At 50.2% G+C, this 16168-nt stretch carries 13 protein-coding genes; 8 read left to right on the forward strand and 5 right to left on the reverse strand.

Annotated elements, in window-relative coordinates:
- Window positions 1–59: 59 nt before the first annotated feature.
- A complete protein-coding gene (locus C2M29_RS10855) occupies window positions 60–1955 on the reverse strand; it encodes a beta-ketoacyl synthase (protein ID WP_105189791.1) in 1896 nt (631 codons plus the stop codon).
- Window positions 1956–2074: 119 nt separating this feature from the next.
- Between C2M29_RS10855 and C2M29_RS10860 the strand changes: the two genes are divergently transcribed.
- On the forward strand, window positions 2075–3073 hold the full coding sequence (locus tag C2M29_RS10860) for a GlxA family transcriptional regulator (protein ID WP_105189792.1): 999 nt from the start codon (window positions 2075–2077) through the stop codon (window positions 3071–3073).
- 8 nt (window positions 3074–3081) lie between these two features.
- Here the strand turns inward: C2M29_RS10860 and msrA are convergent, their stop codons facing one another.
- On the reverse strand, window positions 3082–4374 hold the full coding sequence (gene msrA, locus C2M29_RS10865) for a peptide-methionine (S)-S-oxide reductase MsrA (protein WP_105189793.1): 1293 nt from the start codon (window positions 4372–4374) through the stop codon (window positions 3082–3084).
- A 106-nt stretch (window positions 4375–4480) separates the two neighbouring features.
- Here msrA and C2M29_RS10870 point away from each other — a divergent pair, with 106 nt between their 5' ends.
- The 4 genes from C2M29_RS10870 (at window position 4481) to C2M29_RS10885 (ending at window position 7923) form a co-directional block, all read left to right on the forward strand.
- Window positions 4481–5782: an MFS transporter gene (locus C2M29_RS10870; protein WP_105189794.1), complete on the forward strand. Its 1302-nt coding sequence runs from the start codon at window positions 4481–4483 to the stop codon at window positions 5780–5782.
- Window positions 5783–5865: 83 nt separating this feature from the next.
- Window positions 5866–6525 carry a 5-oxoprolinase subunit PxpB gene (gene pxpB, locus C2M29_RS10875; protein WP_105189795.1) on the forward strand — a complete coding sequence of 220 codons (660 nt, stop codon included), beginning with the start codon at window positions 5866–5868 and terminating at the stop codon, window positions 6523–6525.
- Between the two features lie 2 nt (window positions 6526–6527).
- Complete coding sequence (locus C2M29_RS10880) at window positions 6528–7472, forward strand: biotin-dependent carboxyltransferase family protein (RefSeq protein WP_105189796.1); 945 nt, start codon at window positions 6528–6530, stop codon at window positions 7470–7472.
- Window positions 7473–7710: 238 nt separating this feature from the next.
- Entirely contained in the window at window positions 7711–7923 is a 213-nt protein-coding gene (locus tag C2M29_RS10885) for a DUF2061 domain-containing protein (protein WP_105189797.1), read from the forward strand.
- 38 nt (window positions 7924–7961) lie between these two features.
- Here the strand turns inward: C2M29_RS10885 and C2M29_RS10890 are convergent, their stop codons facing one another.
- The 3 genes from C2M29_RS10890 to C2M29_RS10900 form a co-directional block, all read right to left on the reverse strand.
- Complete coding sequence (locus C2M29_RS10890) at window positions 7962–8516, reverse strand: Lcl C-terminal domain-containing protein (RefSeq protein WP_105189798.1); 555 nt, start codon at window positions 8514–8516, stop codon at window positions 7962–7964.
- A gap of 100 nt (window positions 8517–8616) precedes the next feature.
- Window positions 8617–9138, reverse strand: a complete 522-nt coding sequence (locus tag C2M29_RS10895; protein WP_105189799.1) for a GNAT family N-acetyltransferase — start codon at window positions 9136–9138, stop codon at window positions 8617–8619.
- A gap of 139 nt (window positions 9139–9277) precedes the next feature.
- Window positions 9278–9646: a molecular chaperone DnaJ gene (locus C2M29_RS10900; RefSeq protein ID WP_105189800.1), complete on the reverse strand. Its 369-nt coding sequence runs from the start codon at window positions 9644–9646 to the stop codon at window positions 9278–9280.
- Window positions 9647–10318: 672 nt separating this feature from the next.
- Between C2M29_RS10900 and asnB the strand changes: the two genes are divergently transcribed.
- From asnB to C2M29_RS10915, 3 genes are all read left to right on the forward strand, one after another.
- Window positions 10319–12004: an asparagine synthase B gene (asnB, locus tag C2M29_RS10905; protein ID WP_105189801.1), complete on the forward strand. Its 1686-nt coding sequence runs from the start codon at window positions 10319–10321 to the stop codon at window positions 12002–12004.
- Window positions 12005–12152: 148 nt separating this feature from the next.
- The gene (locus C2M29_RS10910) at window positions 12153–14318 is read left to right on the forward strand and encodes a S46 family peptidase (RefSeq protein ID WP_105189802.1); all 2166 of its coding nucleotides are present in this window, start codon (window positions 12153–12155) and stop codon (window positions 14316–14318) included.
- Window positions 14319–14566: 248 nt separating this feature from the next.
- A complete protein-coding gene (locus tag C2M29_RS10915) occupies window positions 14567–16144 on the forward strand; it encodes a BCCT family transporter (protein ID WP_105189803.1) in 1578 nt (525 codons plus the stop codon).
- Window positions 16145–16168 lie beyond the last annotated feature (24 nt).

Consider the following 16168-nt stretch of genomic DNA (forward strand, 5'->3'; position numbering starts at 1 on the left):
TTGCAGATTACAAAAAAAGCCCCGATAATTCGGGGCTTTTTTATTGCTTAATAAAAAACTTACTTGGTCATATCGCTGTATGGATTAGCGATATCCAAACGCACCGGCTTATCAAAACCCGGGATCTGCATCTGCTCGGTGTCAAAGCTGATGGCATTTTCATCGATTAGGCCTTCGCCGAAACGATAGATCAATGAAAACTCGCCGCGCTGCGCCTGTTCAAAATACACTTGCTGCTGAACGGCAGTGTTTTTATAGGCTACTTCGTGAGCCGCAATGGCGGCATCGCCATGGCGTGCCGCCAACATACGTTTAGTCACACTTGGGCTCAGCACGGGTGCGGTAGCATTATTACCACCAAAGCCTTTGGAGTTGATAAAGGCCACATCCTGAGGCGCACACTGATAGTGCTCCAGGCTGATATTCAGGCGTTCGCTAAATACATCGTCTGCCACTTTATCGATGGTGGTCACGCCCGGCATGATGTTGTCGCTAAACACACCCAGGGCAAAGGCAAGCTGATCGCCACTGGCCGGTGCTATGGTGTGGCCAACAAACGCTTTAGGCGCCACAACCGGCCAATCGTTAATGCCATAGGCAGTCGCGATACGATCGTAAATCGCCGACTCAGTCACACGGTTTTGCGGTGTGCTTGAGCCATGGGCAAGAATAAAGCTGCGCTCGCTGATGGCTTCATCGCCAACAATGGCCTGCGCCAGGGCGACCGCTTTGGCCATGGTGATATAGTTACCCGGACCCGGTGCGGTGATCGACTTTTTAAAGCCATCGGCATTTACAAACACATCCGGCACACTGCCTAGAATGTCTGCGCCCAGCTCCAATGCCAGGGCGTCATCCATTAGGATGGTAACCTGAGCCCCCTCGCCTATGGTGAAACCACAGTTTTCGCCAAATGGACGCGAAGTACGGCGGTAATCCACCTCATCGCTACCATCGAGCTTTTTCAGGTTTTCGTCATTGGCCAAGGCGCCCATATTGCCGAAGCCTTCAATAATTTCCGGCTCAATGGCGCATTCGCTTGAAGCAACGACAGCAACACGGGTACGACCCGCCTTAATGTCGTGAACCGCCGCACGCAAGTTATACAAGAAGGTGGCACAGGCACCCGAGGTGGTAAAGGTTGTACCCACGTTACCGGTGACATAGGCATTAATAAAGTCGGTGGACATGGTGTTAAGACCCAGTGCCAGTTGCTTGGTACTGACCCTGTCGCCCTGAAGACGCGCCTTAAACAGACCGCCTAGACCTTCGCTGTTCACCTGACCAGCCACAGACGCACTGTAGGTACCGATTTGATCCGGCTCCACCGAGTTCATCACCTTTTGCCAATCCAGGCCACTGGCATGAATGGCATCGCTAGCCGCGAAGATGGTGGCTTGCAGGCCCCGTGGTTGATAACGGCTGTTATACATTTGCGCCGGCTCAAAACCGGTGGGTAATTGACCCGCCGCTTTAATGGGGTTGTCACGGTAGCTGTCGTGTTTTATCTCAAAGTCACCACAAATGGTCACTTCCACCTGGCCTTTTTCCAGCTCGGTCACTTGCCAATTGCTTGGCAGCGGATCCGGTAGCTGACGTTTGCGGGTGGTAAAACTGATCGGCGCACTTGCCTGTGCTACGAGTTTCTGGTGTGAATGAGTGGCATCAACATCGAAAAAGCGTTCTTCGATACGACGAATAAGGGTACCGGCCAAAATTTGCTCGCCCAATTGCGCTTCAACGTTATCGGCGGTGATGGCAACGCCATCCTTGCTCACTAATTGCCCTTGCTCGTTACTGACCAGATTCATTAAACTGGCTAAGCCTATTAGGGTTTCTTGACGCTGAGATAAAGGTAAGGCGTCGAGCACTACTCGGCGAAAACCCTGATTAAACGACGTGCGCCCGGCGGCATTAATGCCCCCCATGGCAACAATTACAGGTAATGCACTCATAACAACTCATTCTTTACTTTGGAAATTGTCCCTAGTGTAAGTGGAACAAAGCGGTCACTATGTGCTTTAATGGCCATATATTTATCAAATACGGCCAAATTTGAATGGTCGGATCTTTTATGAAGCCCTTTAACGTCTTAATCGCCCTTTATCCGCAGATGTTAGCCACCAGCTTGACCCTGCCCTTTGAAATGCTGCATGCCGGCTACGCCTTTGCGCGGCGGCACAACAAACACGTCCCGACACTAAGCCTACAGCTGATGGCGCAATCCGATGAGCCGGTGTTGGCCCACAGTGGCTTACCCTTCATGGCCAATGTCGGCCTCGATGCGTTAGATAAATGCGATCTGCTCATTTTGCCCAGTCTTTGGCGTAACCCGCGTCCGGTATTAAGAAAACAAGAGCGTCTGATCCGGGCGTTGGCAAAACTCGACCCTAAACGCTGCGCCATGATAGGCGTTGGCACCGGCAACTGTTTTCTCGCCGAGGCCAAATTACTCGATGGCCACCCGGCTACCACCCATTGGCATTATGCCGATCAGTTTAAACGCGATTACCCTGAGGTTGAATTAAAGCCCGAGTACTTTATCACCCAGGCCGAGGGGCTTTACTGTGTGGCCAGCCTTAATGCGCTGGCGGATGTGATAGTGCATATTCTCGAAAACATGTATGGTCGCGAATGCGCCTTGCATGTACAGCGCAACTTCTCCCATGAGGTACGAAAGCCCTATGAGCAACAGCGCTATCTAGAAGGTATGAATGAACGCCATCCCGATGAGCTCATTGCCCAAGTCCAGTTTTGGCTTAAGAACAACCTTAGCAGTGAGCTGAGTATCGCCGAGATAGCCAGCCAATTTGCCATTTCTCAGCGTACCCTGACTAGGCGATTTAGGCAGGCCACCGGCCTGAGTCCCAACCAATATTGGCGTAAGCTCAAAGTTCAGGCCGGGCAAGAGTTGCTCGCCAACTCCAACCTCAGCATTAACGACATCGCCCTGGAGCTGGGCTTTAATCATCAGGCGTTGCTCAACAAGCTCTTTACCCAGGAGTTGGGGCAAAGCCCGAGCGAGTACCGCACCCTGGTGCGCAAAAAGCTCTTTAGTAGTGATAGCGACTAGGCCGAGAGTTATTGCGTCTTGGTGCGGGCACGGTATTGAGCGCGTGGTACAAACTCGAGCACGGTGGCATTAATACAATAGCGAGGTTTGCCCCCCGGTCCCTCGTTGGCAAACACATGGCCGAGGTGAATACCGGAGGATTTGGAACGTATCTCCACTCGTCGCATGCCATAACTGTTGTCTTGATGACGGGTTACCTGCCCTGCCACGGGTTTGGTAAATGACAACCAGCCGGTGCCGGAATTAAAGCGGTCTTTGGTATCAAATAAGGGCGCACCGGATAATTTGTCTATAAACACACCATCCGGGGTATTTTTGAAAATTTCATACTCTTTACAGAAGCGATTATCCGTGCCCTTGTTAAAGGCGACCCGGTAGGCTTCGGTGTTTCCTAATTTGAACGCACCGAGTGCTTTATAAAATAGTTGTGGCTCCATATACCCCTGATAACCGGCCACTTCCTTCCCGTCTTCTAGGAATAAGATGGTGGGCGTTGCAAAGGTGGGCGTGGTCACCGTTAGGCCATCAAGCTGGGAAGCGTAGCGCATGTGCACAGCAATCGAGCCTTGATAATCGTTTAGCACCTCCGCTTTAAACTTTTCGCAGTAAGGGCAATAGGCACGCGCATCAAGCATGACAATATGCTTGCCCTGCAATAAAGAGGTGTTATCTACTTTTGCTTCCTGTTGCTGAGCAAATCGCACCCCGGTGGAGTGATCCGGGCAATAGCCATTCGGGTTCTTTTGTAAATAATCCTGGTGGTATTGCTCAGCAGGATAAAATCTATCTAATGGCTTAATAATCGTGGCAATGCTGCCATATCCTGCGTCTGTCAGTAGTTTTTGATATTGGTTCTTTATATTAACGGCGATTCGGTGCTGCTCGTCATTATAGGTAAGAATGGTCGAGCGATATTGTGTGCCCCTGTCATTCCCCTGGCGATTAACCTGGGTAGGGTCGTGTTGTTCAAAGTAGTATTGCAAAATCTGCTCTAAGCTGACGATGTTGGCATTAAATGTCACGCGAACCACTTCTGCATAGTTGTTTTCATCGTAACGCCGTTTTCTGGCAATGATGTTTTTGTAGGTTGGCTTAAACCCGCGACCATCGGCATAACCCGATTGCGCATTGAGCACGCCATCCATTGCTTCAAACCGTTTTTCAACTCCCCAAAAGCATCCTGCTCCCAAGACAATTTGCGTTGTCGCATCGGTCATTTTCGGCTTGTCGGCACCGAGCACAGTCGTCGTGCACAGACCAAGTACCAATGAAATTGTACATAAAAACAGCTTGTTAAACATGCTAACCTCTCTAAACTAAACTATGACAACGCACCTACATAGCAGCATACGAATCACGCTTACTATTAGATGACCGTACAAACATGTAATTTATTCATTTGAGGTTATGAAAACTAAAATCACTAAAGACCAACTTTACACACGTTTAGCCAACACCGAAGACGCACGAGCCTGTAAAGGAATTGATGACGCAGCCTGTAAAGTCGTCCCGGGTAATTATGTCACCTTATTGTTGTCACAAGTGCTGAGTAAGTTTGCTGACGCCCTACTCAATCCCAAGGTGACCCTGCCTTGGCTATTACACGCCCTTAATGTCCCTAGCGCCTTTATTGCCTGGCTGGTTCCTATTCGCGAATCCGGCGCCTTGTTACCCCAGCTTGCGATTGCAGATTATGTCCGCAGCCTGCCTGTTCGCAAATGGGTATGGGTCTTAGGTGCTCTGGTGCAAGCTTTGTGTATATTTGCCATGGTAATAGCGGGCCTGACCACCGAAGGTAATATCGCCGGTTATTCCATTATCGCCCTGCTCATCATATTTTCCTTAGCGCGCGGATTTAACTCGGTAGCGGCCAAAGACGTGCTAGGTAAAACCATACCCAAAAGACAAAGAGGCGGCGTTTCGGGCTATGCGGCCAGCGCTGCAGGTTTTGCGACCATCACCTTTGGATTGGCGCTTTGGTACTTTCAACGCCAGGGAGATAAGCCCTCCGTCTTAATCGCCTTAAGTGCGGGCGCCCTAATGTGGGTCTTAGCGGCGCTGGTTTATGCAAAAATTGACGAGTATCCTGGTGCAACCGACGGCGGTAAAAATGGCCTGGCACACGCGCTCGGGAAATTACGCCTGCTTATTGACGATAAACCCTTTGCTCATTTTGTGCTGACTCGTGCCTTACTGCTTTGCTCTGCGCTCAGTGCGCCTTTTTATATCGTCCTTGCCTCGGAGCAGCGGTTCGACTTCTCCCTTCTCGCATTGTTTTTAGCCTTATCCGGCTTTGCTTCTCTAATATCCGGCCCTTTTTGGGGTCACTTAAGTGACCGTTCTTCAAAGCAGGTGTTAGTTTTCGCCTCCATATTGGTGAGCTTGAATGGCCTACTTGTGTATTTGGTGGCAACCTGGTCACCCTACTTGCTATCAAGCCCCCTATTTTTACCGGGTATGTACCTTATCTTGACCATTGCTCACCAAGGCGTACGCCTGGGAAGAAAAACCTACTTAGTGGATATGGCCGAGGGTAATAAGCGCACAGACTATGTTGCGGTAAGCAATACGGTTATCGGCATGTGCTTGCTTGCCTTTGGTAGCCTTGGCTTTTTAAGCCACTGGCTAAGTAATGCAGAACTCATTCTTATATATAGCCTAATGGGGATTGCAGGGGCGTTGAGCGCAATTTTGTTGCCTCGGCTGTGAATATCTTGCAACCTAATAATTATTAAATAATAACTGACGCTTGCCAGTGTTTAAGGTGAGCCCAGTGAAGGACCTAAATTGCCATGTCAGCAAAGTTGCCGCCACCACATTTCTATCGCCTCGACGACACCTGTTTGGTCATTGATTGTCAACACATTAGTCAGTTAGACCATAAACAAAAGCAACGCCTTATCAATTACGTCGCAATGCATCATCACGCTCGCAATGAGGTGATAGACGCTGTCAGTGCAGACGAGAGCCTCACCTTGTACTGCCAAATAGGCACAGACTTAGCCCACCTTGAAGCGCACTGTGCCACTCTGTGGTCGCAGTTTGATGACGGGCATTTGGTGTCACGCCATCACGTCATTCCTGTACGTTATGGTGCTGAACAAGGTATTGATTTAGCGCGCGTTGCAGAGCAATGCAATTTAACCGAGCAACAAGTGATAGATGCCCACTGCGCTGGTGATTACGACGTCGATTTTCTTGGCTTTCAACCGGGATTTGCCTATATCAGTGGTTTGGACTCGCGCCTGCATCTGCCGCGCTTGGCCACACCGCGCACCCAGGTTCCCAAAGGTAGCGTCGCCATTGCCGGTGATAAAACCGCTATCTACCCTGCCAATTCCCCGGGAGGATGGCACATTATTGGCCATACCGAGCTCACTCTGTTTGATCCACTGAGTCAGCCGCCGGCCTTATTCGCCCCTGGCGACACCCTGCGTTTTGTGGAGGCCTAACCATGCTGACTGTAATTAAGCCCGGACCCCAGCTAACCATTCAGGATCTTGGCCGCTTTGGCCAAAGGCACTTAGGGGTATCCCGTTGTGGTGCGCTCGATAGTGATGCTCTGCGCGTCGCCAATTTACTGGTCGGCAATGACGAAAATGCCGCCGCGCTGGAAATCACGCTGGGCATGGCTAAGGTACGTTTTGAGCGGCCAGCCTGCTTTGCCCTTAGTGGCGCAGATATGAGCGCCAATCTAGACGGCCGGCGAATAGAGCCAGGCTGGTGTTACCAGGCCAAAGCGGGACAAACGCTGACCTTTGCCTCCTCGTCCCTTAACCTGCGCTGTTATATGGCCGTCAGCGGTGGTTTTGCGTTAGATCCGGCCTTGGGCAGTTGCAGTACGGATTGCATGGCCGGGTTTGGAGGCCTTGATGGGCAAGCGCTGCAAGAGGGACAACAAATTGCCTTCGCCACCAGCGATTTTCAGTGGCTTAATTGGGGCGCCAAGCTGCCCAAACGCCAAGGCGCAATTCACTATATCGCCGAGCCCAGGGAATTTGGCTTAGCACCGCAATTGAAACTCGCGTTTAGCGAAGCAGAGTGGCAGGTGTCGGCGCAAAGCAACCGCATGGGGTTGCGTCTGCAGGCAGAGCAAAACAGTACAGATCTTAGCCATTCGCTTAGCATCAAAAGCACCGCGGTGGCACCGGGCAGTATACAACTGCCACCGAGTGGCGAGCCCATTGTCCTGTTAAATGACTGCCAAACCACCGGCGGTTATCCGCTGCTCGGCCAGGTTATCGCCGCCGACCTGCCGCGCCTAGGGCAACTCAGGGGAGGCCACAGCGTCTCCTTTACGCCGGTGACCCTGGCCCAGGCGCGACACTTAAATCAGCAACATAGCAATGAGCTTAACCGCCTGCGCCTGGCGATGCGCTATCGCCGCGCGCATAAATAGCAGGTTCAAATCTGATGTTAGAGTCGGCTTTCTCGTACCATGACATTGAGCGCCGACTCCAGCCCTTCGCCAGCTAGGCTGATTAGCTTCTTTCACTCTCTCGTCAAAATGCCTGGCAAACGGGCCTGACCTGACCGTTCTATTTTTGTGATTAATTTAATCAAATAAAACTATTTTACCTATGATTTGTTATGACAAATAATGTTCTGACTGGAACTGGAGAATTGGAACAATAATCATGAAAAAGACAGTCACCTTTGCAACCATGCACTTCGCCATTGCCTTTGGCGTTACCTACCTATTAACCGGTAGCCTGGTGCTCGGCGGCCTGGTCGCCATTGTCGAGCCGGCGGTTAATACCGTGGCATTTTACCTCCATGAAAAGGCCTGGGGACTGGTTGAGCGTAAGCACGCGATGAATGTAGAAGACACAAGTGTACTGCTTGCTTAAAGCAGCGTCTCTATGTCTAGTGAATTTAAATAAAACACTCAATCCTCAGGATTTGAAACACAGGAAGCGTAGGTAGTAAAGCTCGGGAATAAGTGGGGGTTGTCGCTCGTGCTGTTCGGTTCACTGGTGCTCACATAGCCATAACCGAGATCCACATCGTAATAGTAAGAATCATCAGCTGTCACCGACCAGTAAGTGCCATCGGTTGGCCAACCGCGTGCGCTAAACATATTACCGTAACTGTCGTATAACCCCATTAACTCTTCTCGCGTTGGTAAGCGCCAGTTGGTTCGCCCTCCGAGACTTTGGGAATTATAGGTATTACACAGTGCCTTTGCATTATTCCAATTGAATAGGTAGAAAATGCCGGATGGTCCCCGTGTGCCATCCACAGTCCAAGTTGGGTGTGTTGGATGTGTTGGACTTCCTCCAATACTGTCTAGGTAAGCCACTGATGGTGAGTTAGTAAACAATTTTCCACTGCCCGCATCGAAGACATCAATACACCTATTTGCGAGAGAAGCGCAATTGCTGGAGCCACTGGCTGTAGTACTCAATGCAAGTGCTATTACTGCGATTAATTTAAGTTTCATGTGTCTCTGAATTTAGTTAGTCCAGCACAACGCTGTTTATTCTCTATCTAATTAAACATTGCCGCAGCCAATTCAGGCTTAACGCCATGGTAAGCAGCGTCTATACGTGCAGCGAATAGATGCCGATTGCTTGTTCTTTATTTGGGATGTCCAATGTATTTGGCACTTTCCTCAAAAGCCTTGCCCCGGCACGTTCGACTATTTTAATGCTGGCAAAATTGTTTTCTAAACACTGGAATTCAATGGTGCTGATACCCTGCTCGGTCGCTAAGTAGGGGATCATCACCCCTAAGATCTGCCCAACCACCCTATTACCTCGGGCGTTGTCGGCAAGCCAGTAACCGAGCTCACAAACACCCTTATCAGGGTCAATGGATTTAACCCCAAAGACACCACTGAATTGGTTGTTAAACTGTATCGAGAACCACTGCGCCCCATCTAGGCCACTATTTAAGCGACTTTCTATATAGGCTTGAGCACCGGCAACATCTAGGACGCTTTTTTCCCACGCCATATATTGCGATAGGTTTGCTCTACTTAGCTCAACCGCCTCATAAAGTCGTGGCGCATCTGCAATATGTAAATGATCAAGGTGTATGTTATTCGATATCTTAAGGAACATAGGGCCTCTTTTTAAGAATATTACGCCCGCCTATGGAGCAAATTGAGTGGGCTAAACTTGAGCGAAGCGAGGAGCCCGCGAAAATTTGTCCCAGCGAGTTTACGAGCAACAAAAGGCGCTTGTTATGAAACACATTGATCTAGTTTTTCATTATATTTTTGTTTAGTTGCTCAAATTCTTGCATTAATTTGTCGCAAGCAGCTTTTTTGGCCTGACATAGCGCCGACATTTGAATATAAACTTTTCCATCTCGCTCTAAAACTTTACGTTTAACTGCTGCTGGATATGCCGGGTGTGCACTTGGAGTAAACGACCATAAAACCATATTCGACTCTTCTTTATCTTCTACGATAGTCCAGCCGCCTTGAACGCTTAATTTTGTGCCTTGCTTATTTTTTAATGCTTCGAGTGCCAACTCAACGGTTTTATAGCCTATCGAACTCTGTTCATTGGCATAAGCATAAAAGCCAAATAGAGAAAATATTAATACGAGGGTTCCGATTTTCATTTAACTCTCCATGTTTCATAACATGTTTATAAAGAGCAAATTGCGCGTTTTTCTACCACAGCTTGCTCGTTGTTATCCTTTCTCTATTGATAACAAATTCTTATAGCCCTTACTAGTGTGGAACTCAAAGCTGGTAGCTTAAAATAGCAGTCCGACAAAAAGAAGCGATTGGGTCGTTTTCTTGACTATACACGCAACCCAATAATAACTGCATTTAACTGTATTTATATACAGCACACGATTGCTCAAGATGAAAACACCTTCTCCCTACTTAAATAACATCTCAGATTATCTGCTGACTCGCAGTATTTATTGACAACAATTACGACAGAGCAATAAATTCCCAAGCGGTGAAATGCGCCTTCTTATCCCGCCAATAACCAGTTAAATAAAACCAAATACCCCCATCTATAGCCTGCGATTATTTGGTGCAAGCAAACCACCACCAGCGCAATGGGCACAAAGAGTACGGCGCGTAATAAGACCGCTTTTCCCATAAAATTGCGATCGCAGGTCGGAGATTGACCGCCCAAAACCCACCTTAGTGCATAGGGGTGAAATCGCGCACTGAATTGGCGCATAAAAAATCCTCGCATCTCCATATATCTCGGGTGACTTGGCATATTTTTTCTGCTACAACAAAAGCTCGAGAAAGGAATGAGGAAAACAAATATGTGTTCAATTTTTGCGGTGCTCGATATCAAGTCCAGTATTGCGCAATTGCGCGAGCAAGCCATCGACATGTCGAAACTGTTGCGCCACCGCGGCCCGGACTGGTCCGGCGTTTATACCGGCGATAATGCCATTTTAGTGCATGAGCGTCTGGCGATCGTTGGCGTACAAAGCGGTGCCCAGCCGCTGTTTAATAAAGCCGGCAACCATGTGTTGGCGGTCAATGGCGAAATCTATAACCATCAGCAACTCGCCGATGCCCTGACCATAGACTACGAATTTCAAACCCAGAGCGATTGTGAGGTGATCCTCGCCCTGTATGAAGAAAAAGGCAGTGCCTTTCTCGATGAGCTCAACGGCATTTTTGCCTTTTGTCTGTACGATGAAGAAAAGGATAAGTACCTGATTGGCCGCGACCACATTGGCATTATCCCCCTTTATACCGGCCGCGATGAATACGGCAATTTTTATGTGGCCAGCGAGCTCAAGGCGCTGACGCCAATTTGTAACCACATTGAGGAGTTCCCTCCGGGTCATTTCCTTGATAGCGAGGTGGGCGAATACCAGCGCTATTATCACCGCGACTGGCAGGAATTTACGGCGGTTAAAGACAATGATGCCGAGCCGGAAACCCTTAAACATGCCTTGGAAGCCGCGGTAAAACGCCAGCTGATGTGCGATGTGCCCTACGGTGTTTTATTGTCAGGGGGGCTGGACTCTTCGCTTATCTCCGCCATTACCCAAAAATATGCCGCCAAGCGCATCGAGGATAACGATGCCAGCGATGCCTGGTGGCCAAAGTTGCACTCCTTTTCCATCGGCCTTGAAGGCTCGCCGGACTTGGCCGCCGCCGCTAAGGTTGCCGAGCATATCGGCACCATTCACCACCCTATTCACTTTACCGTGCAGCAAGGGATAGACGCCATTAAAGAGGTCATTTACCATCTGGAGACCTATGATGTCACCACAGTGCGCGCCTCTACCCCCATGTACCTGATGGCCCGTCACATTAAGGCCATGGGCATTAAAATGGTGCTTTCCGGCGAAGGCGCCGATGAGCTCTTTGGCGGCTATCTGTATTTCCATAAGGCGCCCAATGCCGAGGAATTCCATGACGAATTAAACCGTAAGGTGGCCAAGCTGCATATGTTCGATTGTCTGCGCGCCAATAAATCCATGGCCGCCTGGGGCGTCGAGGCACGGGTGCCGTTTTTGGACAAGGAGTTTATCGATATCGCCATGCGCATTAACCCAGAGGCAAAAATGTGTAAGGACGGGCGCATCGAAAAGCACATTATTCGCGAAGCCTTTGACGGCTATCTGCCGGACGAAGTGCTGTGGCGACAAAAAGAGCAGTTCTCTGATGGCGTTGGCTATAACTGGATAGACTCGCTTAAAGCCTATGTGGAAGAGCAGGTATCGGACCGGGATATGCAAAACGCCCACTTTAAATTCCCTCTCAACACCCCGGACAGCAAAGAGGCATATTTTTATCGCAATATCTTCGAGCAGCACTTCCCCGGCGGGGTTGCGACCTTGTGTGTGCCCCACGGTAAATCGGTGGCCTGCTCAACACCACAGGCGCTGGCCTGGGATGCGTCATTCCAAACCAATGCTGACCCATCCGGGCGCGCCGCCAATACGCACCAAGCCGCCTACACAGCCGAGGCTGCACTCAAGGAATAACACCTACCCGGCGCAGTCTCGACTGCGCCACCTTCTTGTTGCCCGGACCGCTCTGATGGTTGGAAACATTTTGTAAACGTAAAAAGTTGCACCTAACCCTTTGCTGCGCGACACTGCGTCGCGAAAATATAACAACTAGGATGAAACTATGCGTTTATCTCTTATTGGCGCCGCCCTATTGGCGACGGCCATCAACCCTGCGCTTGCCGACGAAGGCATGTGGCAACCGCATCAATTGCCGCAACTGGAGTCGGTATTAAAGGCAAAAGGCCTGGAAATCGACCCCAAGAGCATTTCTAAGCTGACCGAATTCCCCATGAATGCGGTGATCAGCCTTGGCGGCTGCACCGCCTCTTTTGTTTCCCCTAAAGGTTTGGTGGTGACCAACCACCACTGTGCCTACGGCTCGATTCAATATAATTCGACGCCAGAAAACAATATCCTGCAAAACGGCTTCCTCGCCAAGACCTATGGCGAAGAGTTGCCGGCCTCGCCGGGTTCGCGTGTCTATGTGACCGAAGAAGTCACCAATGTGACCACTAAGGTCAACGCCCAGCTAAACGATTCTATGGATGGTAATGAGCGCTATAAGGCCATTGAGCAGGCACAAAAGGCCTTGGTTGCCGAGTGTGAGCAAGACGGTGGCTATCGCTGTAATGTATATAGCTTCCACGGCGGTTTAGAGTATTACCTGATTAAGTCCCTGGAAATTCAAGACGTACGCCTGGTTTACAACCCGGCACAAGGCATAGGTAAATACGGCGGTGATATTGATAACTGGATGTGGCCACGCCATACCGGTGACTACTCTTTCTACCGCGCCTACGTGGGTAAAGACGGTAAACCGGCCCCATTCAGTGAAGACAATGTACCTTTTAGCTCAGATTCCTTCCTAAAGGTCAGCGCCAAGGGCGTAAAAGAAGGTGATTTTGTGATGGTCACCGGCTACCCCGGTCGCACCAACCGCTACCGTACCAATGCCGAAGTAGAGCACCAATTTACCGATGTCTACCCTAAAGCCAAGGCCTATCGCGAGCAGTCCATGGACATCATTAAGGCCACCGCCGAAGAAGGCTCTAAAGCCCGCATCGCCTATGAAAGCACGCTAGCCGGTCTGGCCAACTACGCGAAAAACTACGGCGGTATGGTCAACTCGTACCAAAAAACCGATATGCAAGCGCGCAAGGACAAGTTGGCTACCGAGCTAAGCGCTTGGATCAACGCCGATAAAGCGCGTAAAAAGCAATATGCCCACGTACTTAAAGAACTTGATGGCTTGATTGCCAAGTCACAAGCCACCAGCGAGCTAGACCTAATTTTAGGTTACATGGGTCGCAGCGCCATGATGTCCACCGCAACTCGCCTATATCGCCTGGCGAATGAGCAACAGTTGCCGGACGCTGAACGAGAGCCTGGCTATCAAGAACGTGATATGACCCGTTTCAAAGCCGGTATGACCAGCTTGTCTCGCCGTTATGACGATGCTGTCGATAAGGCGTTATTTGCGCACTTTGTTGATCTATATGCTCAACTTGAACCAAAGGCACGTATTAGCTCGCTTGATAAGGCCCTTGGCCTGGATAAGGGCTATGATCAGGATGCCATGCTGGCACGCCTGACGAAGATGTACGAACAAACTGCGCTCAATGAAGAACAAGTGCGCCTGGAATGGATGGCAAAATCGGTTGCCGATTTCAAACAAAGCGACGACCCTTTCATCGCCCTTGCCGTTGCAACATACGACGATTTCCAAGCCCGTGAACAAGAGAAGAAAATGCTCAGTGGTGAGTTAAACCGTGTTCGCCCTCAATACATGGCTGCCATCATTGCCTATAACCAAGAGCAAGGCCTGCCGGTATACGCCGATGCCAATAGCACACTGCGTGTAACCTATGGCACGGTGAAAGGCTACAGCCCTCGCGATGCCTTGACCTATACGCCGTTTACCCGACTTGAAGGGATCACCGAGAAATACACGGGTATAGCGCCTTTCGATGCACCACAAGCGCAAATGCAGCAGATTGCTGCCAAGAACTATGGCGAATACGAAATGGCCAGCCTGGGCTCTGTGCCGGTTAACTTCTTAAGTACCGTGGATACCACGGGCGGTAACTCAGGTTCACCGACCCTCAACGGCAATGCTGAGCTGGTGGGTTTGTTGTTCGACGGTGTAAGCGAAAGCATCATCGGTGACTGGGACTATGATGCCAACTTAAACCGTTCTATTCATGTCGATAGCCGTTATATGTTATGGGTCATGCGCCACGTCGATAAGGCCGACAACCTATTGAAAGAAATGGTGATCGTCAAATAAAACTAATTCCACCGCGAATTATTCTATGTATATCAAAGCGCCATCCGGCGCTTTTTTTTATGCTCTAAAAACACCCAAATACTTATCATTTATGGCATTTAACGCGCTTACAATTTACATTTATATTTTAATCTCTAAACTATTGTACATATGTAGGGGTCTAATTTAGTTAGTCTACAAATCATTGGTTTACGTGGACTCACTCAACTAGGCCTTGGCTCTAACGGTCATAACAACTCGAGGTAGGCATGAGTGATTATCATGACAAATACAGTATAGAAAATACCGATTACACCGTCGGCCAGGATAATGTGCAAAAGTGGGGGTTCGATGTCCACAACCCCGTATTCGGCATCAGCGCAGGCCTTATTATCATCTTCTTGGTGGCGATTCTGGTTACCGATCCCGCCATCGCGAAAAAGACCCTGGACGGCATAAAGTGGGACATCATAGGCAATTTTGATGTGTTATTTATGTGGGCGGCCAACCTCTTTGTGTTGTTTTGTTTGGCTTTGATCGTCTCCCCCTACGGCAAAATCAGGCTCGGTGGCGAGTCAGCCACCCCCTCCCACTCACGCATTTCCTGGCTGGCCATGCTGTTTGCCGCCGGCATGGGCATCGGCTTGATGTTCTGGGGGGTCGCCGAACCGGTGGCCTATTACACCGGCTGGTATGAAACCCCGCTCGGCGTCGAAGCCAATACCCCAGAAGCGGCAAAAACCGCCATGGGGGCCACCATGTTCCATTGGGGCCTGCACCCTTGGGCCATTTATGCGGTGGTCGCGCTGTCGCTGGCCTTCTTTGCCTATAACAAGGGATTGCCGCTATCGATACGCTCTATCTTCTACCCTATCCTAGGCGATCGCGCCTGGGGCTGGCCGGGCCATATTATTGACATTCTCGCGGTGTTGGCGACACTGTTCGGTTTAGCAACTTCCTTGGGCTTAGGTGCGCAACAGGCATCGGCAGGCTTTAATCATGTCTTTGGTACCGACGGCGGTGTTGGCCTGCAAATCGGCGTGATCATAGGTGTGACCCTACTGGCCATTATCTCGGTAATTCGCGGCATTGAAGGCGGGGTGAAGGTGCTAAGCAATGTCAATATGGTCTTGGCCTTTGCACTGCTATTGTTCGTTGCCCTCGTGGGCTTTGCCGCAGCCCTAGGCAACTTACCCAATACCCTGCTTGGCTATATCGAGAATATTATTCCGCTAAGCAACCCACATGGCCGTGAGGACGAGGCCTGGATGCACGGTTGGACCGTGTTCTATTGGGCCTGGTGGATTTCCTGGTCGCCTTTTGTTGGTATGTTTATCGCGCGGGTTTCTAAAGGCCGTACCATTCGCGAATTCTTAATTGCCGTGCTGCTCATCCCCACTCTGGTGACCGCGCTGTGGATGTCAATTTATGGCGGTATCGCCATAGATCAAGTGGCCTCGGGCCTGGGCTCGTTAGGCGAAAAGGGCCTTACAGAGGTGCCGCTAGCCATGTTCCAAATGTTCGAACAGCTGCCTATGACCAAGGTACTTTCCTTTATCGCTATTGTGCTGGTACTGGTGTTCTTTATCACCTCGTCGGACTCGGGTTCCTTGGTTATCGACTCGATCACCGCCGGCGGTAAGGTCGACGCCCCGGTACCACAGCGCGTATTTTGGGCCTCCATCGAAGGCGCGATTGCCGCCGCCCTGCTCTGGATTGGCGGTAAGGAAGCCATGGAAGCGCTGCAAGCGGGTGCCGTTTCCACCGGCCTGCCTTTCACCATAGTGCTGTTGCTAATGTGTGTGAGCTTGATTTTAGGCCTGCGCACCGAGCCCAGAAGCTCATAGCCCTGGTTCCACTAAAACAAAACG

The organism is Pseudoalteromonas sp. T1lg48 (assembly GCF_002964785.1).
GTDB lineage: Bacteria > Pseudomonadota > Gammaproteobacteria > Enterobacterales > Alteromonadaceae > Pseudoalteromonas.